An 18,648-nucleotide genomic window follows, 5' to 3' on the forward strand; every position below is an offset into this window, starting at 1 on the left:
GACGGTGCATCAGGTAATCGGACAGGGCCGCCAAGGTACGCCTGGGGCCTTGAGGAAGGAAGACACAGTGCGGGCCGGATCTGCGGCGGGACGGTCACCCGTTCGGAGGCACCAGGGGTGGTCGCGCCTGTCGGGAATCCGACAGGCCTGCACAAGATCAGACAGGTATGCACAGAATCGTGCTGGTACGTCCGGGACAGCGCGGGATGCCCGAAAAACAGGAGAGCTACCCGACATCGGGAGCTGCCCGCTGTCAGGCGGGTGCGCCCAGTTCCGCCCAGACCGTCTTACCGGAGACTCCCGGCGTACGGACGACGCCCCAGTCCAGGCACAGGCGCTGGACGATGAACATGCCGTGACCGCCCGGGCGTCCCGCTCGGTGCGGGGTGCGGGGGGCCGGCTGGCCGGTGCCGCGGTCCGCGACCTCGACGCGGATCACCTTGTTGTCGCAGGTGATGCGCAGCTGGTCCGGCCCCTCGGCGTGCAGGCAGGCGTTGGTGACCAGCTCGGAGACGACCAGCAGGACATCCTCGGCGGCGGCGCGCCGGTCGGCGGAGGCGGCGGGCAGCCAGCCCCACGCGTACAGCGCCTGGCGGGTGAAGTCGCGGGCCAGCGGAACGACGCCGCTCTCGTCCTCGAAGCTCAGCCGGCGCACCTGCGGGCCCCCCGGCGGTGCCACGGCCCCGGACGGCGCACCCACTCCCTCGCCGGACGCACCGGCCGCCGCTACGCCACCCTCGGACGCCCCGGAAGCGCCGCCGGGCTCCGGCCCGCGGTCGCCCGGCGGGTAAGGCCGGGTGGTGCTCATCAGCGCTTCACCTCACCGATTCACCAGTTCACGATTCAAAAAATCCACTACACGGTCGGTCACACCGTCGGTCACGCTGTGCGCGGCGCGTCGGTTCCGCGGCGCCACCGTCGCCCTGGCGACCGACAGGTTCAGGATGTCTCCTGCCCTGGCGGACGAGTGGGACACCCATGTATTCCGCACGAATGACGTGACAGGGCCGACACACCGGCCACAGGGGGATGTCCGAGGCGCCGCGCACCGACACACCGCCGGTCAGCCCGGCTCGTCGGCCAGGGCCGCCTCGAGCGAGTCGTGGACGCTGAAGACCGCATCCGCGCCCGTGATCTCGAATACGCGCGCCACCACCGGCTGCATGCCGGCGAGCGAGACGCCGCCACCGGCGGCCTCCGCCTTCAGCCGCGCCCCGAGGAGCACGTTGAGCCCCGTGGAGTCGCAGAACTCCAGCCGCGCGCAATCGATGACCAGGCGCTTGAATCCCTTGGCGAGGCAGTCTTCGAGTGGCTCACGCAACAGATCGGCGGTGTGGTGATCCAACTCACCCGCCGGGGTCACGACGGCGTTGGAGCCCTCTTCCCGCACCTCCACCAGAAGCCGGCCAGACTGTGCGCTGCCGACCGTCCCGCGGTCCATGCCGTCTCTCTCTCCCGACGTCGAGGTGGTTGCTGACGCCCTCGCACACTACGCCTTCCCAGCACGCTTCGACACCCGAACAACTACACACAAACGGACATATGCCCACAGAACGCACTTGCGGTGGGCTCGGGAAAGCGGGTAGGCCTAGTAAGGACACGTACCCGACACGGCCGGCTTTGGAGGCGCCGCACACCGCAGTGCACCTAACGGCTCCGGCAGCCATATGCCGAGAACGATGGAGGACATCATGTCACCCCGGCTCGACGCATCGCGTACCCAGAAAGCGACGTCGACACCCCCTGCGGAACATCTGGATCCCATCGGGCAGGACGAGATGCTCGTCACACAGGACGGCCTTCTCGCCGGACTTCCGGACATCCCCCCGTACGAGGAAGTCGGCGCGGTCGACGCCCGGGCCCTGTCCAAGACCCTCTTCGAGCGTCTGGAGACGCTGGAGGAAGGGACCCACGAGTACTCGTACGTCCGCAACACGCTCGTCGAACTGAACCTCGCGCTGGTCAAGTTCGCCGCCTCCCGCTTCCGCTCCCGCAGCGAGCCGATGGAGGACATCATCCAGGTCGGCACCATCGGCCTGATCAAGGCGATCGACCGCTTCGAGCTCTCCCGCGGTGTGGAGTTCCCCACGTTCGCGATGCCGACGATCGTCGGTGAGATCAAGCGCTTCTTCCGCGACACCTCGTGGTCCGTGCGCGTTCCGCGGCGGCTCCAGGAGCTGCGGCTCGACCTGGCCAAGGCCGGGGACGAGCTGGCCCAGAAGCTGGACCGCGCCCCGACGGTGGCCGAACTGGCCGATCGCCTCGGCCTCTCCAACGACGAGGTCGTCGAGGGCATGGCCGCGTCGAACGCCTACACCGCTTCCTCGCTGGACGCCCAGCCGGAGGAGGACGACTCCGAGGGCGCGCTCGCGGACCGCATCGGCTACGAGGACCACGGGCTCGAAGGCATCGAGTACGTCGAGTCGTTGAAGCCACTGATAGCCGAACTGCCGCCGCGCGACCGCAAGATCCTGTCCCTGCGGTTCGTCGCCGGCATGACCCAGTCGGAGATCGGCGAAGAACTCGGCATCTCGCAGATGCACGTCTCGCGTCTGCTGTCGCGGACGCTGGTACGGCTGCGCAAGGGGCTGACCGTCGAGGAGTGATCCTCGGCCAGGGTGTACGTGTCCCTCGGGGCGGGCCGCACGGCCCGCCCCCGGGCGCGTGTCACCGGTGGTTCCCGGCTCACCGCGACGGACCACAGCAGCCGGAGAGGCACCCCGCCCGGCTGTCGCGGCTCCGCTGATCACATCACGCGCTCTCCGCGCCGCCACACCCCGCTGACCAGCGGGACGCCGGGCCGGTAGGCCAGGTGGACGTGGCTCGGGGCGTCGAGGAGCGTCAGGTCGGCGTACGCACCCGGTGTGAGGCGGCCGATGTCGGTGCGCCGCAGGGCCGCCGCTCCGCCCGCCGTGGCCGACCACACCGCCTCGTCCGGCGTCATCCCCATGTCCCGTACGGCCAGCGCGACGCAGAACGGGACGGACGAGGTGAAGGACGAACCGGGGTTGCAGTCCGTGGACAGCGCGACGGTGACACCGGCGTCCAGCAGCCGCCGCGCGTCCGGCCACCGGGCCCGCGTCGAGAACTCGGCGCCGGGCAGCAGGGTGGCGACGGTACGGCTGCCGGCCAGGGCGTCCACGTCCGCGTCCGTGAGGTGGGTGCAGTGGTCGGCGCTGGCGGCGTCGAGCTCGACCGCGAGCTGCACGCCGGGGCCGTACGACAGCTGGTTGGCGTGAATGCGTGGGTGCAGACCCCGGGCCTTGCCGGCGGTGAGGATCGCGCGGGCCTGGTCGCCGTCGAAGGCGCCCTTCTCGCAGAACACGTCGATCCAGCGGGCGTACGGGGCGCAGGCGTCGAGCATCTCGCCGGTGACCAGGGCGACATAGCCGGCCGGGTCCTCGGCGTGGTCCGGCGACACGATGTGGGCGCCGAGATAGGTGACCTCGTCGGTGTGGGCGGCGGCGATGCGCAGGGCGCGGGCCTCGTCCTCGACGGTCAGGCCGTAGCCGGACTTGGTCTCGAAGGTGGTGGTGCCCTGGCGCAGGGCCTCGCGGAGGTAACGGGTGAGGTTGGCCTCCAGTTCCTCGTCGCTCGCCGCCCGCGTGGCCGCGACGGTGGTGCGGATGCCGCCCGCGCCGTAGGGCCGCCCGGACATCCGGGCGTTGAACTCCTGCGTCCGGTCGCCCGCGAAGACGAGGTGGGAATGGGAGTCCACGAAGCCGGGCAGGACCGCCCGGCCACCGGCGTCGACCCGATTGTCAGTGGCGGGTGCTTTCCTGTGATCACCGGTCCACACGACGCGGTCGCCCTCGATGACGACGGCCGCGTCCTGGATCAGTCCCAGGGGGGAACCGTCACCGGAGGAGGGGTCGTTGGTGACCAGGGCTGCGATGTTGGTGATGAGCGTGCTTGCGGTGCTCGCGGAGTGGGCGGGGCTGACGGTCGTCGCGTTGCTCATGGCGTCCTTGGTGGCCTGGTCGGCGGTGGGGTCGGGTTCGGGGGCGGAGCCGGGCCGCGCGGGTGGGCGGCCCGGGGTCATCCGCGCAGGGCTTCGACGGCGTCCGCGAGGGCTCGCGGCACATCCGGTACGAGGGAGTGGGCCCCGTCCCGCACGACGTGCCGCCCTGCCACGACCGTATGCGACACGTCTGCTGCCGACGCGGCGAATACGGCCGTCTCGGCCCCGAGCCGCGGAAGCGGCCCTGCCGTCCTGACCGAGTCGAGCGCGATGGTGGTGAAGTCGGCGAGCGCGCCGGGTTCCAGGGCGCCCGCGTCGTCCCAGCCGAGGGCCGCGTGGCCGTCGGCCGAGGCCGCCCGCAGGAGGGCCGCCGCCGTCCAGTGACCGCGGGTGCGGGTGCGCAGCCGCTCGTTCAGCTCCATGGCCCGCGCCTCTTCGAGCAGGTCGATCACGGCGTGGCTGTCGGAGCCGAGGGAGAGCGGCGAGCCTTCGTTCTGGAGGGCGGCGGCCGGCCCGATGCCGTCCGCGAGGTCCCGCTCGGTGGTCGGGCACATGCAGGTGCCGGTGCCGCTGCCGCCGAGGAGGGAGATGTCCTGCGCGGTGAGGTGGGTGTTGTGGACACCCGTGGTGCGCGGTCCGAGGACGCCGTGCAGGGCGAGGAGCTGGGCCGGGGTGCAGCCGTGGACCTCCAGGCACGCCTCGTTCTCGGCGGTCTGTTCGGACAGGTGCACATGGAGCGGCGCCCGCCGCTCCTCGGCCCACCGTGCGACGGTCTCCAACTGGTCGGCGGGCACGGCCCGTACGGAGTGGATCGCCGCGCCGATCCGTGCGTGATCCCGTTCCTTGAGAAGTGCAGAGCGTGCGGCCCAGGCCTCGGCGTCCCCGTCGGAGAAGCGGAGCTGCTGGGTGGTGGGCGGTTGCCCGAAGCCGGAGGAGAGGTAGGCGGTGTCGAGGAGGGTGATGCGGATCCCGGCTTCGGCGGCGGCAGCGATGAGGGCCTCGCCCATCGCGTTGGGGTCGGCGTAGGGAGTGCCGCCGGGGGCGTGGTGGACGTAGTGGAACTCGCCGACCGCCGTGATGCCGGCCAGGGCCATCTCGGCGTACACGGCGCGGGCCAGGGCGTGGTAGCGGTCCGGGGTCAGCCGGGCGGCCGTGGCGTACATGACCTCGCGCCAGGTCCAGAAGGTTCCGGAGCCGACCTGGACGGTGCCGCGCAGGGCGCGGTGGAAGGCGTGGGAGTGGGCGTTGGCCAGGCCGGGGAGGGTGAGTCCGCGCAGGACCTCGGCGCCGGGGGGCGGGGCGGGGGTGCCGGTGCGGACGGCGGTGATGCGGCCGTCCCGGACGTCGAGGGCGACGCCCGGCTCGATGGGGGTCCCCCCTGCGCGAGCGGAGCCGGGCGCTTGCGGGAGGGTGCCGAGCCAGGCGTGCTCCAGCCAGTACGTCCGCGGGGCGGCTGTCGTCACCTGCACGCCAGTCCTTCCAGTACGTCGGCGAGTGCGAGTACCCCGGCCACGCAGTCGTCCTCACGCGCGGACTCGGCCGGGGAGTGGGAGACGCCGGTGGGGTTGCGCACGAACAGCATGGCGGTCGGGATGCTCCCGGAGAGGATCCCGGCGTCGTGTCCGGCGCCGGTGCCCAGTACGGGGACGGTGAGGCCGGTGTCCGTGCCGAGGATGCGGGCGAGTTCGTCGCGCAGGGCGTGGTCGAACTCGACGACGGGGGTGAAGGACTCACGGACGACGTCGAGGTCGATGCCGTGCGCGTCCGCGTACTGCCGGGCCGCCTTCTCGATGCCGCCGACCACGGTGTCGAGGCTCGCCTGGTCCTCGGCACGGGAGTCGAGCCAGCCGCGCACCAGGGAGGGGATGGCGTTGACGCCGTTGGGCTCCACGGCGATCTTGCCGAAGGTGGCGACGGCTCCGGCGAGTTCGGCCTCGCGCCGGGCGGCGAGGACGGTCTCGGCGTACGACAGCATGGGGTCGCGCCGGTCGGCGAGCCGGGTGGTGCCGGCGTGGTTGGCCTCCCCGCGGAAGTCGAAGCGCCACCGGCCGTGCGGCCAGATGGCACTGGCGATGCCGACCCGGTCGCCGGACAGGTCGAGGGCCCGGCCCTGCTCGACGTGCAGTTCGACGAAGGCGCCGATGCGGGCGAGCCGTTCGGGGTCCGGCCCGATGGCGTCCGGGTCGTGTCCGGCGGCCTCCATGGCGCGCGGCAGTGTCACGCCGTCGCCGTCGGTGAGCCGGTGCGCCTGCTCGCGGGTGAGCTGCCCGGCGGTGAGCCGGGACCCGACGCAGGCGAGGCCGAACCGGGCGCCCTCCTCGTCGCCGAAGTTCACGATGCCGAGGGGGCGGGTGAAGCGGGCTTGTCGGCCGCGCAGTTCGTCCAGCGCGGCGAAGGCGGACACGACCCCGAGGGGGCCGTCGAAGGCGCCGCCGTCCGGTACGGAGTCGAGGTGGGACCCGGTGACGACGGCGTCGCCCTCGGCGGGGTCACCCAGCCAGGCCCACTGGTTGCCGTTCCGGTCGACCTCGTGGGCGAGGCCGCGTGAGCGGGCCTGGTCCTCGAACCAGGCCCGGCATTCGCCGTCGATCCCGGTCCAGGCGAACCGCCGGTACCCGCCGGAGGCGGGGTGCCGCCCGAGGGGGAGCAGCTCGCGCCACATCCGGTGGAAGGAGCTGCCGGTGTCCTGGGTCACGCCGGGTCACCCTCGCGCATCGGGACGCGGACGCCCCGCTCCCCCGCCACCGACTCCGCGATGTCGTATCCGGCGTCGACGTGCCGGATGACTCCCATGCCGGGGTCGTTGGTGAGCACGCGGCGGATCTTCTCGCCCGCGAGGGGCGTGCCGTCGGCCACGGTCACCTGCCCCGCGTGGATCGACCGGCCCATGCCGACGCCGCCGCCGTGGTGGATCGACACCCAGGACGCCCCGGAGGCGACGTTCAGCATGGCGTTCAGCAGCGGCCAGTCGGCGATCGCGTCGGATCCGTCGAGCATGGCCTCGGTCTCCCGGTAGGGGGACGCGACGGAACCGCAGTCGAGGTGGTCGCGGCCGATGACGACCGGCGCGGCCAGATCCCCGCTCGCGACCATGTCGTTGAACCGCTCACCGGCCTTGTCCCGCTCGCCGTAGCCGAGCCAGCAGATCCGGGCGGGCAGGCCCTGGAAGCGGACGCGTTCTCCGGCCAGCTTGATCCAGCGGGCGAGGGACTCGTTCTCCGGGAAGAGGTCGAGGATCGCCTTGTCGGTCTTGGCGATGTCGGAGGCCTCGCCGGACAGGGCGGCCCAGCGGAACGGGCCCTTGCCCTCGCAGAACAGGGGCCGGATGTAGGCGGGGACGAAGCCGGGGAAGGCGAAGGCCCGGTCGTATCCGGCGAGCTGGGCCTCACCGCGGATGGAGTTGCCGTAGTCGAAGACCTCGGCGCCGGCGTCCATGAAGCCGACCATGGCCTCGACGTGCCGGGCCATGGACTCGCGGGCCCGGGTGGTGAAGCCGGCCGGGTCCTTGGCGGCGGCGTCGGCCATGTCCTCGAAGGCGGTGCCCAGGGGCAGATAGGCGAGCGGGTCGTGGGCCGAGGTCTGGTCGGTCACGATGTCGATGGGGGCACCCATGGCGAGGAGCTGCGGCAGCAGCTCGGCCGCGTTGCCGAGGACTCCGATGGAGAGGGGGCGGCGGGCGTCGCGTGCCTCGGTCGCCAGCTTCAGGGCGTGGTCCAGGCTGTCGGCCTTCACGTCCAGGTACCGGTGCTCGATGCGCCGCTCGATGGCACGCGGGTCGCAGTCGATGCAGATCGCGACACCGTCGTTCATGGTCACGGCGAGCGGCTGGGCGCCGCCCATGCCGCCGAGGCCGGCGGTCAGGGTGATGGTGCCGGCCAGCGTCCCGCCGAACTTCTTGGCGGCGACGGCGGCGAAGGTCTCGTAGGTGCCCTGGAGGATGCCCTGGGTGCCGATGTAGATCCAGGAGCCCGCGGTCATCTGCCCGTACATGGTCAGGCCGAGGTGTTCGAGGCGGCGGAACTCCTCCCAGTTGGCCCAGTCGCCGACGAGATTGGAGTTGGCGATGAGGACGCGCGGGGCCCACTCGTGGGTCTGCATGACGCCGACGGGGCGGCCGGACTGGACCAGCATGGTCTCGTCCTGCTTCAGCCCCTTCAGGGTGCGCACCATCGCGTCGAAGGAGCGCCAGTCGCGCGCCGCCTTGCCGGTGCCGCCGTAGACGACGAGCTTGTCGGGGTGCTCGGCGACCTCCGGGTCGAGGTTGTTCTGCAGCATCCGCAGGGCGGCTTCCTGCTGCCATCCCAGGGCGCTCGGTTCCGTGCCGCGCGGCGCTCGGACGGGGCGGGGTCCTGGCATGGTCGGCCTCCTGAGGGTGCTCCCAGCGGATGTTGCTGCTTCTATTCACATCCTGGCCTCATGAATAGAGCTAGTCAATACGTCGGGGCGTCGGCGCGGCGGTGCCGTGGATGTTTGGCTGGATGCATGGGCACACACATCGAGGCGGAAGAGGCGGACGACACCGGGGCCCGCCGGGCGGCCCGGCGGGACGAGGCGGTGCGGGCCGCCGTGGAGCAGGGGCTGCTCGGACCCGGCAGCCCCGTCGTCGGGCTGCTGGACGTCACCGGCATCCGGGAGTCGGCGGCTCGGCTGCGGGCGGCGTTCGCCGCGGTGGTGGCGCCGGGCACGCCCGTGCTGCACGCCTTCGCGGTGAAGGCGACGCCGCTGGTGCCGGTCCTGCGGCTGCTGCGGGAGGAGGGCGTCGGCGCGGAGGTCGCGAGCCCGGGTGAGCTGGCCCTGGCGCGGGCGGCGGGCATGCCGGTCGAGATGACGGTGCTCGACTCCCCCGCGAAGACCCCGGCCGAGCTGCGCGAGGCGCTGTCCCTGGGCATCGCCGTCAACGCCGACAATCCCCAGGAGCTGGATCGCATCGACACCCTGATGCGGTCACGGCCCAGCCGCTCCCCTCTCGGCATCCGGGTGAACCCGCAGCTCGGCGGGGGTTCCATCGAGGCGTTGTCGACGGCGACGGCCACCTCGAAGTTCGGGGTGGCGCTGCGCGACGAGGGTGCCCGGGAGTGGGTCGTCCAGGCGTATCTGGACCGGCCGTGGCTGACCCGGCTGCACGCGCACACCGGGTCCCAGGGCATCCCGCTGTCCCTGATGGCGCGGGGCGTGGCGGAGACGTACGCGCTGGCGGAGGAGATCAACCGGCGGGCCGGGCGGCGGCAGGTCGACACCCTCGACATCGGCGGCGGCCTGCCGGTGAACTTCGCGTCGGACGCGACGACGCCGACGTACGCGCGGTACGCGCGGCTGCTGGCCGGGGAGGTGCCGGGGCTGTTCGACGGACGGTACGGGCTGGTCACCGAGTTCGGGCGGTCACTGCTGGCGAAGCACGGGACGGTGGTGGCGCGCGTCGAGTACGCGAAGGCCTCCGGCGGGCGGGCGGTGGCGGTGACGCATGCCGGGGTGCAGGTGGCCGCGCGGACGGTGTACGCGCCGGGGAGCTGGCCGTTGCGGATCTCCGCGTACGACGCGAAGGGGCGGCCGAAGGAGGGGCCCGTCGTGGTGCAGGACGTCGCGGGGCCGGCCTGTTTCGCGGGGGACCTGCTGGCGGAGGCCCGGTCCATGCCGCTGCTGGAGCAGGGGGACTACGCGGCGGCGCTGGACACCGGGGCGTACTACTTCGCGCATCACTACGGGTACAACTCGCTGGTGCGGCCCGGGGTGTACGGGTTCGGGCCGGGCGGGCGCTTCGCGGTGGTGCGGGGGGCGCAGACCGTGGAGGAGGTCGTCGCCGAGTCGGGTGGGGCGCAGGTGGATGCGTTGACGCGGGCGCCGTGGGAGGTTCCGTAGGATTTCGGCCGCGGGTGCGTCGTGGCTTGTCGCGCAGTTCCCCGCGCCCCCAGGTGCGCCAACCACTGGCGGGCCACACCTACTGCGACCGAATCCACGGACCGCCGGCCGCCGGTGCGTCGTGGCTTGTCGCGCAGTTCCCCGCGCCCCCAGGTATGCCAACCACTGGCGGGCCACACCCACTGCGACCGAATCCACGGACCGCCGGCCGCCGGTGCGTCGTGGCTCGTCGCGCAGTTCCCCGCGCCTCCAGGGCCGCGCACCGCCGCCGGATCACACCAGCGCCGGGGATTTCCTTCGGGCGCCTCCCGGGGCCGCGTCCCCTGCCGCGATGCCCGTGCTGCGGTACGCCCTCACCTGCTTGCCGGCCGGGTGGGCCGCTCCCCCGCGCAGCCAGTCCACGCGCACCCACAGCAACGCCTCGTCGGCCTGCTCCCGGCGGCCCAGCCAGGCCGATTTCAGCAAGAGGCCCGCCCCACAGCCGGCCAGCAGCATGCCGCCGGCCGCCGGGGTCACGACGGCGCTGCCGAGGGCGGCGAGGAAGGCGAGCAGGAGCCACCAGCGGTTGCCCCGGCGCCAGTTGCGTACCGTGACCGCTCGGTCCTGGAGCACGTCGTGCTTGCCGGCCCGGGACGCGGCGGCGGCCAGGGCCGCGTAACGCTTGCGGCGTCCGCGGGCCACCGCCGCCGTCGCCAGGAGGAACAGCGCCGCCCCGGCCAGAACGCCGATGCGGCGTCCGGTCAGGCCCGGTGTGAGCAGGCCGATGCCCGCCGCGAGAACACCCAGCCACCACAGCGGGGCCGCCCCCGCCCGTACGACGACGGCCACCCGGGCCAGTCCCTGTCCTCCGCGTGTCACGTCCAGCCTCCGTCCGGTCTCCAAAGCCTCGGGGAGACATACGGTAGCGACGCCACGTGAGACGAGTCTTAAAACCCGCGGGTGCCGTCAGTCGACGAACAGGCCCCGCGCAGCCGCCTTCGTGTCGAACTCCTCCAGGCGCGACTGGGCCTGGGGCAGGTCGTCGCACATGGCCTCCAGCAGGACCCGGCCGAGCAGCATCGGCGCACAGGCCGTGTCGAAGGCGAGGCCGGTACCGACCGCGGCGGGCAGCAGCACGTCGGACACCTTGGCGACGGGGGCGAACGCGGAGTCGGCGACCGTGACGACGGTCAGCCCGGCCTCCTTGGCACAGGCGAGGGTGTCGACGACCTCGCGGGGGTGCCGGGGCAGCGCGAAACAGAGCAGTGCGCTCGCGCCGGCCCGGACGGCGGCGTCGATGCGGTCCTGGAGCATCGTGCCGCCCTCGCCGAGCAGCCGTACGTCGGGATGGACCTTGGCGGCGAAGTAGGCGAAGCCGTGCGCCTGGGCGGCAGCCGCCCGAAGGCCGAGGACGAGGAGCGGGCGGGAGGCCGCGAGGAGGTGCCCCGCGCGCTGGACGGGCGCCGGGTCGGCCAGTGCCTCCGACAGGTGCCGCAGGTTTTCGATCTCGGCCTCGACGGCCTGCTGGTACTCGTTGTGGGCCCCGACCTCGGCAGCGGGTTCGGCGGGGGCGACCTCACGCAGATGGCGGCGCAGGGCGGGGTAGCCGTCGAAGCCGAGGGCGACGGCGAAGCGGGTCACGGACGGCTGGCTGACCCCGGCCAGCTCGGCGAGCTCCACACTCGACAGGAACGGCACGTCGGCGGCGCGCCGCACCATGCTGTGCGCGATGCGCCGCTGGGTCGGCGTCAGCCGGTGGCCCTCGAAGAGCGCCTGGAGCCGCGCGGCAGGGCTGTCGGTCACGCTCATGACGTGCTCCCCCTCGCCTATTCAGTAGCTGAGGATTCTGCATGAGCATATGCAGACCGGCAAGCCGGTCCGGAGGACGGCGGCCGGACCACCGGTAACCCCCTGCGGAACCGGGGGGCTAACCCCAGTGCGGCCGGCGCCGCGCCTTCCTACCGTGGACGGCATGACGGGAATGGACGCACGGGACACCGACCTGAAGAAGGATCTCGACGCCACCCTGCACGCGCGCAGGGATCTGGGCGAGGAGTACGAGTCGGAGCTGGTCGACTCGTTCCTGGAGAAGGTCGACCAGCGGATCGACGGCGCGGTGGAACGCCGGGTGCGCCGGCAGCTCGCCGAGCAGCAGATGCAGACGACCCGGGACTCCCGGTCACCGAAGGCCACGGACTCCTGGGGCGAGCGGTTCGGCTTCGGGATCGTCTCCCTGGTCCTCGCGGTGCCGCTGTCGGCGATCGGCGGGGGCCTGGGGCGTCTGCCCGGCCTGCTCGTCGCGTGGGCGGGCATCGTCGGCGTCAACATCGTCCAGGCGGCCCGCACCAACCCGAACCTCTTCGGCCGCCGCAAGTCCTCCCAGGGCAGTGACTGGGAGGACTGAGCACCCCGGCCCCGCCCGCGCCCGGGTCGGACCTGCCGCGTCGGCAGCGCGACGATCTGCCGCAGGTTGACCCGCCGCGGCCGGCTCGTCCCGTAGGCCACCAGGTCGGCCGGCTCCTCGGCGGACAGTGCGCCCACCGCGTCGACCATGTCCTCCACCTGCCGGGACAGTTCGTCGTCGGAGATGTGGGTGCGCAGCTCGCTCTCGACGATGCCGGGCTCGATGTCGGTGACCCGGACGTCCCGGGGCCCGAACTCTCCGCGCAGGGCTTCCGACAGGTAGGTGACGGCCGCCTCGGTCGCGCCGTACACCGCGTAGAACGCGCGGGGACCGCCGCACCCCCGTGACCGGGGGGCGGGACGACGGCGGTCCCCGCGAAGGACGCGGTCCCGGTCAGGCCGGGCGTGCGCGTCCATGGCGTCCGTGGAGGTCCGGGAGCCGCTCCGGAGGTCCGTCGACGCCGTTCGGCGCCGGCCGGGGCGGGGAGCCTCCCCCAGTGCTGAACGCCCTGGGAGGTACCCCCATCGCCCTGCCGACAACCACCAATGTGCAGGACGCGTGTTAAGCGGGTGCTGCGCGAACGTGACACCCGCGTACCGGTTTCGCGAAGTCCGCGAAGATCACGGACAGCGCAAGCTCACCCGGTTCACGGGCAGTTCACCGGACGTTGGCCGTCACTTCCCCGTGCGGGCGAGGAAGGACAGCAGGTCCTGGCGGCTGACCACGCCGGTCGGCTTGCCCTCGACGAGGACGATCGCAGCGTCCGCCTTGCCCAGCACGGCCATCAGGTCGGCGACGGGTTCGCCGGAGCCGACCTGGGGCAGCGGACCGGACATGTGCTTCTCCAGCGGGTCGTCGAGCGAGGCGCTCTTGCTGAACAGCGCGTCGAGCAGCTCGCGTTCGACTACGGAGCCGACGACCTCGGCCGCCATCACGTCGGGGTGGCCGGCGCCCGGCTTGACGACCGGCATCTGCGAGACGCCGTACTCGCGCAGCACGTCGATGGCCTGACCGACCGTCTCCTCCGGGTGCATGTGGACGAGGGAGGGCATGTGGTCGCCGGCCTTGTCGGCGAGGACGTCGCCGACGCGGGCGCTGGGGCCGGCGTCCTCCAGGAAGCCGTAGTCGGCCATCCACTCGTCGTTGAAGATCTTGCTGAGGTAGCCGCGGCCGCTGTCCGGCAGCAGCACCACCACGACGTCGTCCTCTTCGAGCCGCGCGGCGACCTCCAGCGCGGCCACGACGGCCATGCCGCAGGAGCCGCCGACCAGCAGGCCCTCCTCCTTGGCGAGGCGGCGGGTCATCTGGAAGGAGTCCTTGTCGGACACGGCGACGATCTCGTCCGCGACGCTCCGGTCGTAGGCGGTCGGCCAGAAGTCCTCACCGACGCCCTCGACGAGGTAGGGCCGGCCGGAGCCGCCGGAGTAGACGGAGCCCTCGGGGTCAGCGCCGACGACCTTCACCGAGCCGCCGCTGGCCTCCTTCAGGTAGCGGCCGGTCCCGGAGATGGTGCCGCCGGTGCCCACGCCCGTCACGAAGTGGGTGATCTTCCCCTCCGTCTGCTCCCACAGCTCGGGGCCGGTCGAGTGGTAGTGGGAGAGCGGGTTGTTGGGGTTGGAGTACTGGTCGGGCTTCCAGGCTCCGGGCGTCTCGCGGACCAGCCGGTCGGAGACGTTGTAGTAGGAGTCCGGGTGCTCGGGGTCGACGGCGGTCGGGCACACCACGACCTCGGCGCCGTACGCGCGCAGCACGTTGATCTTGTCGGTGCTCACCTTGTCGGGGCACACGAAGATGCACTTGTACCCCTTCTGCTGGGCGACGATGGCGAGTCCGACGCCGGTGTTGCCGCTGGTCGGCTCGACGATCGTGCCGCCGGGCTTGAGCGCGCCGCTCTCCTCCGCCGCCTCGATCATGCGCAGGGCGATGCGGTCCTTCACCGAACCGCCGGGGTTGAAGTACTCCACCTTGGCCAGGACGGTCGCCCTGATGCCCTTGGTCACGCTGTTGAGCTTCACCAGCGGGGTGTTGCCGACGAGGCTGATCATCGAGTCGTGGAACTGCACCGTTGTCTCCGGATGCCGCAGAAGTGGTCTGTGTGGTGCCGCCAGCCTATGTGCTGCCCATGGTCCGTGACGGTCGTTCACTCCCCGTTGAGATTGGGCGACGGGCTGTACGGGGCAAGCACTGGGTGTACGGGTTCGAGGAGGTGGCGGCGACGCATGACGAGCATGTCGAGGGCGAGGGTGGCCCGGCGGATCGCGGCCGGCGCGGCATATGGCGGCGGCGGGATCGGTCTGGCCGGGGCGGCCACGGTGGGGCTGGTGCTGGCGGAGGTGCAGCTGGCGCGGCGCCGGGTGAGCAACGGCACGTCACCGCACGTGCCGCACGCGGACGGGCTGTACGGCCGTATGTACGCCGGTCCGGCCGAGGTGCCGCTGAGGCTGACGATGCTGGGCGACTCCACGGCCGCGGGCCAGGGGGTGCACCGCGGCGGGCAGACGCCGGGGGCGCTCCTGGCGTCCGGGCTCGCGGCGCTGGCCGAGCGCCCGGTGGAGCTGCGCACGGTGGCGACCCCGGGAGCCTGTTCGGACGACCTGGACCGCCAGGTGGCCCTGGTGCTGGCCGCTCCCGATCCCGTGCCCGACATCTGCGTGATCATGGTCGGCGCGAACGACGTCACCCACCGCATGCCCGCGACGCGCTCGGTCCGCCATCTGGCCTCGGCGGTTCGCCGGCTGCGGACGGCCGGTGCGGAGGTCGTGGTCGGCACCTGCCCCGACCTCGGCACGATCGAGCCGGTGCGGCAACCCTTGCGCTGGCTGGCCCGACGGGCCTCGCGGCAGCTGGCGGCCGCCCAGACGATCGGAGTCGTCGAACAGGGCGGCCGCACCGTGTCGCTGGGCGACCTGCTGGGGCCCGAGTTCGCCGAGAATCCGCGCGAGCTGTTCGGCCCTGACAGTTACCACCCCTCCGCCGAGGGCTATGCGACGGCGGCGATGGCGGTCCTGCCGTCCGTGTGTGCCTCCCTGGGCCTGTGGCCCGCCGAGGAGGAGCGCCCGGACGCCTCGCGCCGCGAGGGCTTCCTGCCGGTGGCGCGGGCGGCGGCGGAGGCCGCCTCGGAGGCGGGCACGGAGGTCGCTGCGGCGATGCCGAGCGGGCCGCGCGGGCCGTGGGCCCTGCTCAAGCGCCGGCGGCGCCGGCGGGTTCCCGAGCAGGAACCGGCCCCGGCGACCTCTTCGAACTGAGGAGCATCGAAAAGCAAGCGCTTGGAAACTGCGGTCAGGGTCACACCGCGACACCCGTGACCCAGCCCATACGTACGGGTAACTTCCCAGTCAGCCCTGCCCGACCAACCGGTACGTCAATGGAGCCGTGATGCCCGAAGCCGTGATCGTCTCAGCCGCCCGCTCCCCCATCGGCCGCGCCGTCAAGGGCTCCCTCAAGGACCTCCGCCCGGACGACCTGACCGCCACGATCGTCCAGGCCGCCCTGGCCAAGGTCCCCGAGCTGGACCCGAAGGACATCGACGACCTGATGCTCGGCTGCGGCCTGCCCGGCGGCGAGCAGGGCCACAACCTCGGCCGGATCGTCGCCGTCCAGATGGGCATGGACCACCTGCCGGGCTGCACCGTCACCCGGTACTGCTCCTCCTCCCTGCAGACCTCCCGCATGGCCCTGCACGCCATCAAGGCGGGCGAGGGCGACGTGTTCATCTCGGCGGGTGTGGAGACGGTCTCCCGCTACGCCAAGGGCAGCTCCGACGGCCTGCCCGACACCCACAACCCGCTCTTCGCCGACGCCGAGGCCCGCACGGTCGCGACCGCCCAGTCCGAGGGTTCGACCTGGCACGACCCGCGCGAGGACGGCCTGCTGCCCGACCCGTACATCGCGATGGGCCAGACCGCCGAGAACCTGGCCCGCGCCAAGGGCGTCACCCGTCAGGACATGGACGAGTTCGGCGTCCGCTCACAGAACCTCGCCGAAGAGGCCATCAAGAACGGCTTCTGGGAGCGCGAGATCACCCCGGTGACCCTCCCCGACGGCACGGTCGTCTCCAAGGACGACGGCCCCCGCGCCGGCGTCACCCTGGAGGGCGTGCAGGGCCTCAAGCCGGTCTTCCGCCCCGACGGCATGGTCACCGCCGCCAACTGCTGCCCGCTGAACGACGGTGCCGCGGCCCTCGTGATCATGTCCGACACCAAGGCCCGCGAGCTCGGCCTCACCCCGCTCGCCCGGATCGTGTCGACCGGCGTCTCCGGCCTGTCGCCCGAGATCATGGGCCTGGGCCCGGTGGAGGCCAGCAAGCAGGCCCTGCGGCGCGCCGGGCTGGGCATCGACGACATCGATCTGGTCGAGATCAACGAGGCGTTCGCCGCCCAGGTGATCCCCTCCTACCGCGACCTGGGCATCCCGCTGGAGAAGCTGAACGTCAACGGCGGCGCCATCGCCGTCGGCCACCCCTTCGGCATGACCGGTGCCCGCATCACCACCACGCTCATCAACTCCCTCCAGTTCCACGACAAGCAGTTCGGTCTGGAGACGATGTGCGTCGGCGGCGGCCAGGGCATGGCCATGGTCATCGAGCGCCTCAGCTGAACGGCGCACCGTAGCCGCCATAGCACCCGCTGTGAGCCCCCGGCCCAGAACCCTGGAATCCTCAGGGTTCTGGGCTGTTTTGTGATCCAATCTCCCCCAGGATGTGACCTATCTCCCTCCGCCAGGGGAGAACCCCAGGTCACAGCAGCCCCACCCCCTCCCCCGGCGCCGAAGCCCAGTCCGTTTCGTGACGTTACGCACTGACAGCTGGTTAGTCCGCCCTTCAAGCTGATGTAGGAAGTCGGGGGTCGACTTTGAACCGGGAGTACGTCAGTGAGCGCCATGCCGATCGCGTTGCTGGTCACCACGGCCGCCACGGGCGCCGTGGGCGTCGCCGTCCTGCGCACCGTCCTGCAGCTGCGCCGACAGGTCGCGGCCCTGCACACCGCGCTGGCCGAGAGCCGCGCCGCCACCACCCGTGCGCTGCTGCCCGCCGCTCGTACCGCTGCCGACACCGATGAGATACGTGCCGCCGTGGCGACCGCGCTCGCCGAGGAGCGGGAGCGCGAGCTCGCCGAGGCGCGGGCGTTCTGGGCCGCCCAGGAGGCCCGTGACGCCTCCGACGCACCTTCTCTGCTGGGCCTGCCCGACACCGACCTGTTCCTGCCCCGCCAGGCCGATTTCGCGGGCCTGGAGCCGGTGTCCGAGCCCGGCGCGGAAACCGAGGAGCCGGCCGCCGAGTCCCCGGAGCTGGCCGCGGCCCGCCGGCGTCACCCCTCCCACCCGGACTTCGTGCCGACGCAGTCGCCGGTCGTCAACGACCACGAGCGCACCGTCGACACCCTGGAGGAGCTGGCGTCCTCCCGCGTCGAGCTGACGGACGTCCGCCCCGGCCCGCTGGGCACCCTGGACGTCTACGTCTTCGCCGACGGCACGACGCTGTGCATGACACCGGGCCACCGGGAGACGGCGGAACACCTCGCGGCGGCCCTGCGCCTGGGCAAGACCCCGGTCCTCCTGGGCGGCTCCGGCATCTCGGGCGCCTACACCCTGACGTTCGAGTGCGGCGAGGAGACCGTCTACATCCTGGCCGACCGGGTCATCGCGTCCCTTTAGGGGCGCGGGGCTGTAGCGATCTGCGGTTCCGCCGCGCGGGCGCGGGCGACCACGAAGAACTCGCACCCGCAAACGCCGCTCAGACCCCCGCCCGCTTCTGCGCCTCCTCCACCAACCGCACCGCTTCGTCGACGTCGGCTTCGGCGGGAATCACCACCGCCAGATCATTCCCGGCCACGGTGATCTGGTCCGCCACCGCGAACATCCCCGCGTCCGGCATCTCCCGAGGCTCCACATCAGGAGCCTCCAGTCGCTGCGCCCTCCGGGCCAACTCCCTGGCCAGCTCCAGAGCCTCGGCGGCAGCGCTCCGCTGCAACCGGCTCTGGGGCGCGGCCCTCAAACGATCGGCGAAGTGCTCCACCGCACGGGTCAGAGGCGTCGTATCAACCACGCCGCGAGCGTACGCGCCGCACCGGGACTGTTGCCAACGGGCGAACACTCAGGCACGGTGACCTGAAGGACCGGCTTACATCCCAGCGTCCGGAGGCGCCGATGTCCCAAGTCTTCTCCGAAGAGACCCATCGCAACATGCTCGCCCGCATCCCGCACTGCACCGGTCGTGAGATCTCCGACTGGTTGCGCACCGTCGAAGACGGCCCTTCCCTCTTCCGCTTCGAGGAAAAAGTCAGCTGGCTCCGGCACGAGCACAACCTCGCGTACGGCCACGCGAAGGCGATCATCCACGAGTACGACCTGAGGCGGGCCGCGCGCAAACTTCTCTAGGCGCGCACACCGTCCTCCCGACGACGAAGGGCCCCGGCCGAAGCCGGGGCCCTTCGCGCTGCGATCGTCGGAG

17 protein-coding genes and 1 pseudogene are annotated in these 18,648 nt (G+C 72.1%); 7 read left to right on the forward strand and 11 right to left on the reverse strand.

Annotation, left to right across the window (positions count from 1 at the left end):
• Positions 1-253: 253 nt before the first annotated feature.
• Both ACFY9S_RS33000 and ACFY9S_RS33005 read right to left on the reverse strand, forming a co-directional pair.
• Positions 254-808 (reverse strand): ATP-binding protein, encoded by a 555-nt coding sequence (locus ACFY9S_RS33000; RefSeq protein WP_391135811.1) that lies wholly within the window; start codon positions 806-808, stop codon positions 254-256.
• Between the two features lie 255 nt (positions 809-1,063).
• Positions 1,064-1,441, reverse strand: a complete 378-nt coding sequence (locus ACFY9S_RS33005; RefSeq protein ID WP_102909382.1) for an STAS domain-containing protein — start codon at positions 1,439-1,441, stop codon at positions 1,064-1,066.
• 238 nt (positions 1,442-1,679) lie between these two features.
• Here ACFY9S_RS33005 and ACFY9S_RS33010 point away from each other — a divergent pair, with 238 nt between their 5' ends.
• Complete coding sequence (locus ACFY9S_RS33010; protein WP_180989549.1) at positions 1,680-2,606, forward strand: RNA polymerase sigma factor SigF; 927 nt, start codon at positions 1,680-1,682, stop codon at positions 2,604-2,606.
• Between the two features lie 140 nt (positions 2,607-2,746).
• Here the strand turns inward: ACFY9S_RS33010 and hutI are convergent, their stop codons facing one another.
• From hutI to hutU, 4 genes are read right to left on the reverse strand one after another with little or no spacing between them, the layout of a single operon-like run.
• Entirely contained in the window at positions 2,747-4,042 is a 1,296-nt protein-coding gene (hutI, locus tag ACFY9S_RS33015; protein WP_391135816.1) for an imidazolonepropionase, read from the reverse strand.
• On the reverse strand, positions 4,039-5,430 hold the full coding sequence (locus ACFY9S_RS33020; protein ID WP_391135819.1) for a formimidoylglutamate deiminase: 1,392 nt from the start codon (positions 5,428-5,430) through the stop codon (positions 4,039-4,041). Before ACFY9S_RS33020 ends, hutI begins: the two co-directional genes overlap by 4 nt.
• Positions 5,421-6,623 (reverse strand): allantoate amidohydrolase, encoded by a 1,203-nt coding sequence (locus ACFY9S_RS33025; protein WP_391136147.1) that lies wholly within the window; start codon positions 6,621-6,623, stop codon positions 5,421-5,423. The genes ACFY9S_RS33020 and ACFY9S_RS33025 overlap by 10 nt, the downstream gene beginning before the upstream one ends.
• A 29-nt stretch (positions 6,624-6,652) precedes the next feature.
• Positions 6,653-8,317: a urocanate hydratase gene (gene hutU, locus ACFY9S_RS33030; RefSeq protein ID WP_391135821.1), complete on the reverse strand. Its 1,665-nt coding sequence runs from the start codon at positions 8,315-8,317 to the stop codon at positions 6,653-6,655.
• 126 nt (positions 8,318-8,443) lie between these two features.
• Here hutU and ACFY9S_RS33035 point away from each other — a divergent pair, with 126 nt between their 5' ends.
• On the forward strand, positions 8,444-9,817 hold the full coding sequence (locus tag ACFY9S_RS33035) for a diaminopimelate decarboxylase (RefSeq protein ID WP_391135824.1): 1,374 nt from the start codon (positions 8,444-8,446) through the stop codon (positions 9,815-9,817).
• Positions 9,818-10,090: 273 nt separating this feature from the next.
• Here the strand turns inward: ACFY9S_RS33035 and ACFY9S_RS33040 are convergent, their stop codons facing one another.
• Entirely contained in the window at positions 10,091-10,675 is a 585-nt protein-coding gene (locus tag ACFY9S_RS33040; RefSeq protein ID WP_391135826.1) for a hypothetical protein, read from the reverse strand.
• Positions 10,676-10,762: 87 nt separating this feature from the next.
• Positions 10,763-11,605, reverse strand: coding sequence for a MurR/RpiR family transcriptional regulator (locus ACFY9S_RS33045; RefSeq protein WP_391135829.1), 843 nt, complete (start codon positions 11,603-11,605; stop codon positions 10,763-10,765).
• 172 nt (positions 11,606-11,777) lie between these two features.
• Here ACFY9S_RS33045 and ACFY9S_RS33050 point away from each other — a divergent pair, with 172 nt between their 5' ends.
• Positions 11,778-12,200 (forward strand): hypothetical protein, encoded by a 423-nt coding sequence (locus tag ACFY9S_RS33050; protein ID WP_391136150.1) that lies wholly within the window; start codon positions 11,778-11,780, stop codon positions 12,198-12,200.
• 32 nt (positions 12,201-12,232) lie between these two features.
• On the opposite strand, the pseudogene ACFY9S_RS33055 reads toward ACFY9S_RS33050, so the two are convergent.
• Both ACFY9S_RS33055 and ACFY9S_RS33060 read right to left on the reverse strand, forming a co-directional pair.
• A pseudogene (locus tag ACFY9S_RS33055) lies at positions 12,233-12,616 on the reverse strand (SDR family oxidoreductase); the annotation flags it as partial.
• 258 nt (positions 12,617-12,874) lie between these two features.
• Positions 12,875-14,263 carry a cystathionine beta-synthase gene (locus ACFY9S_RS33060; protein WP_391135832.1) on the reverse strand — a complete coding sequence of 463 codons (1,389 nt, stop codon included), beginning with the start codon at positions 14,261-14,263 and terminating at the stop codon, positions 12,875-12,877.
• Positions 14,264-14,419: 156 nt separating this feature from the next.
• Here ACFY9S_RS33060 and ACFY9S_RS33065 point away from each other — a divergent pair, with 156 nt between their 5' ends.
• The 3 genes from ACFY9S_RS33065 (at position 14,420) to ACFY9S_RS33075 (ending at position 17,852) form a co-directional block, all read left to right on the forward strand.
• Complete coding sequence (locus tag ACFY9S_RS33065; protein WP_391135835.1) at positions 14,420-15,445, forward strand: GDSL-type esterase/lipase family protein; 1,026 nt, start codon at positions 14,420-14,422, stop codon at positions 15,443-15,445.
• Between the two features lie 130 nt (positions 15,446-15,575).
• Positions 15,576-16,796, forward strand: a complete 1,221-nt coding sequence (locus tag ACFY9S_RS33070; protein ID WP_391135837.1) for an acetyl-CoA C-acetyltransferase — start codon at positions 15,576-15,578, stop codon at positions 16,794-16,796.
• Between the two features lie 273 nt (positions 16,797-17,069).
• Entirely contained in the window at positions 17,070-17,852 is a 783-nt protein-coding gene (locus ACFY9S_RS33075) for a hypothetical protein (RefSeq protein WP_391135840.1), read from the forward strand.
• Positions 17,853-17,931: 79 nt separating this feature from the next.
• Here the strand turns inward: ACFY9S_RS33075 and ACFY9S_RS33080 are convergent, their stop codons facing one another.
• Positions 17,932-18,243, reverse strand: coding sequence for a hypothetical protein (locus ACFY9S_RS33080; protein ID WP_391135843.1), 312 nt, complete (start codon positions 18,241-18,243; stop codon positions 17,932-17,934).
• A gap of 101 nt (positions 18,244-18,344) precedes the next feature.
• Between ACFY9S_RS33080 and ACFY9S_RS33085 the strand changes: the two genes are divergently transcribed.
• Positions 18,345-18,575, forward strand: a complete 231-nt coding sequence (locus ACFY9S_RS33085) for a DUF4287 domain-containing protein (protein WP_033312036.1) — start codon at positions 18,345-18,347, stop codon at positions 18,573-18,575.
• Positions 18,576-18,648: the final 73 nt, after the last annotated feature.

It is taken from the genome of Streptomyces sp. NPDC012474, assembly GCF_042955185.1.
Lineage (GTDB): Bacteria > Actinomycetota > Actinomycetes > Streptomycetales > Streptomycetaceae > Streptomyces > Streptomyces cahuitamycinicus.

Bases quoted from the DNA above. Each gene is read 5' to 3' on its own strand.
- ACFY9S_RS33035 (WP_391135824.1), top strand. From the start codon at position 8,444: ATGGGCACACACATCGAGGCGGAAGAGGCGGACGACACCGGGGCCCGC.
- ACFY9S_RS33070 (WP_391135837.1), top strand. From the start codon at position 15,576: ATGCCCGAAGCCGTGATCGTCTCAGCCGCCCGCTCCCCCATCGGCCGC.
- ACFY9S_RS33000 (WP_391135811.1), bottom strand. From the start codon at position 808: ATGAGCACCACCCGGCCTTACCCGCCGGGCGACCGCGGGCCGGAGCCC.
- ACFY9S_RS33085 (WP_033312036.1), top strand. From the start codon at position 18,345: ATGTCCCAAGTCTTCTCCGAAGAGACCCATCGCAACATGCTCGCCCGC.
- hutU (WP_391135821.1), bottom strand. From the start codon at position 8,317: ATGCCAGGACCCCGCCCCGTCCGAGCGCCGCGCGGCACGGAACCGAGC.
- ACFY9S_RS33045 (WP_391135829.1), bottom strand. From the start codon at position 11,605: ATGAGCGTGACCGACAGCCCTGCCGCGCGGCTCCAGGCGCTCTTCGAG.
- ACFY9S_RS33010 (WP_180989549.1), top strand. From the start codon at position 1,680: ATGGAGGACATCATGTCACCCCGGCTCGACGCATCGCGTACCCAGAAA.
- ACFY9S_RS33025 (WP_391136147.1), bottom strand. From the start codon at position 6,623: ATGTGGCGCGAGCTGCTCCCCCTCGGGCGGCACCCCGCCTCCGGCGGG.
- ACFY9S_RS33005 (WP_102909382.1), bottom strand. From the start codon at position 1,441: ATGGACCGCGGGACGGTCGGCAGCGCACAGTCTGGCCGGCTTCTGGTG.
- hutI (WP_391135816.1), bottom strand. From the start codon at position 4,042: ATGACCCCGGGCCGCCCACCCGCGCGGCCCGGCTCCGCCCCCGAACCC.
- ACFY9S_RS33065 (WP_391135835.1), top strand. From the start codon at position 14,420: ATGACGAGCATGTCGAGGGCGAGGGTGGCCCGGCGGATCGCGGCCGGC.
- ACFY9S_RS33050 (WP_391136150.1), top strand. From the start codon at position 11,778: ATGGACGCACGGGACACCGACCTGAAGAAGGATCTCGACGCCACCCTG.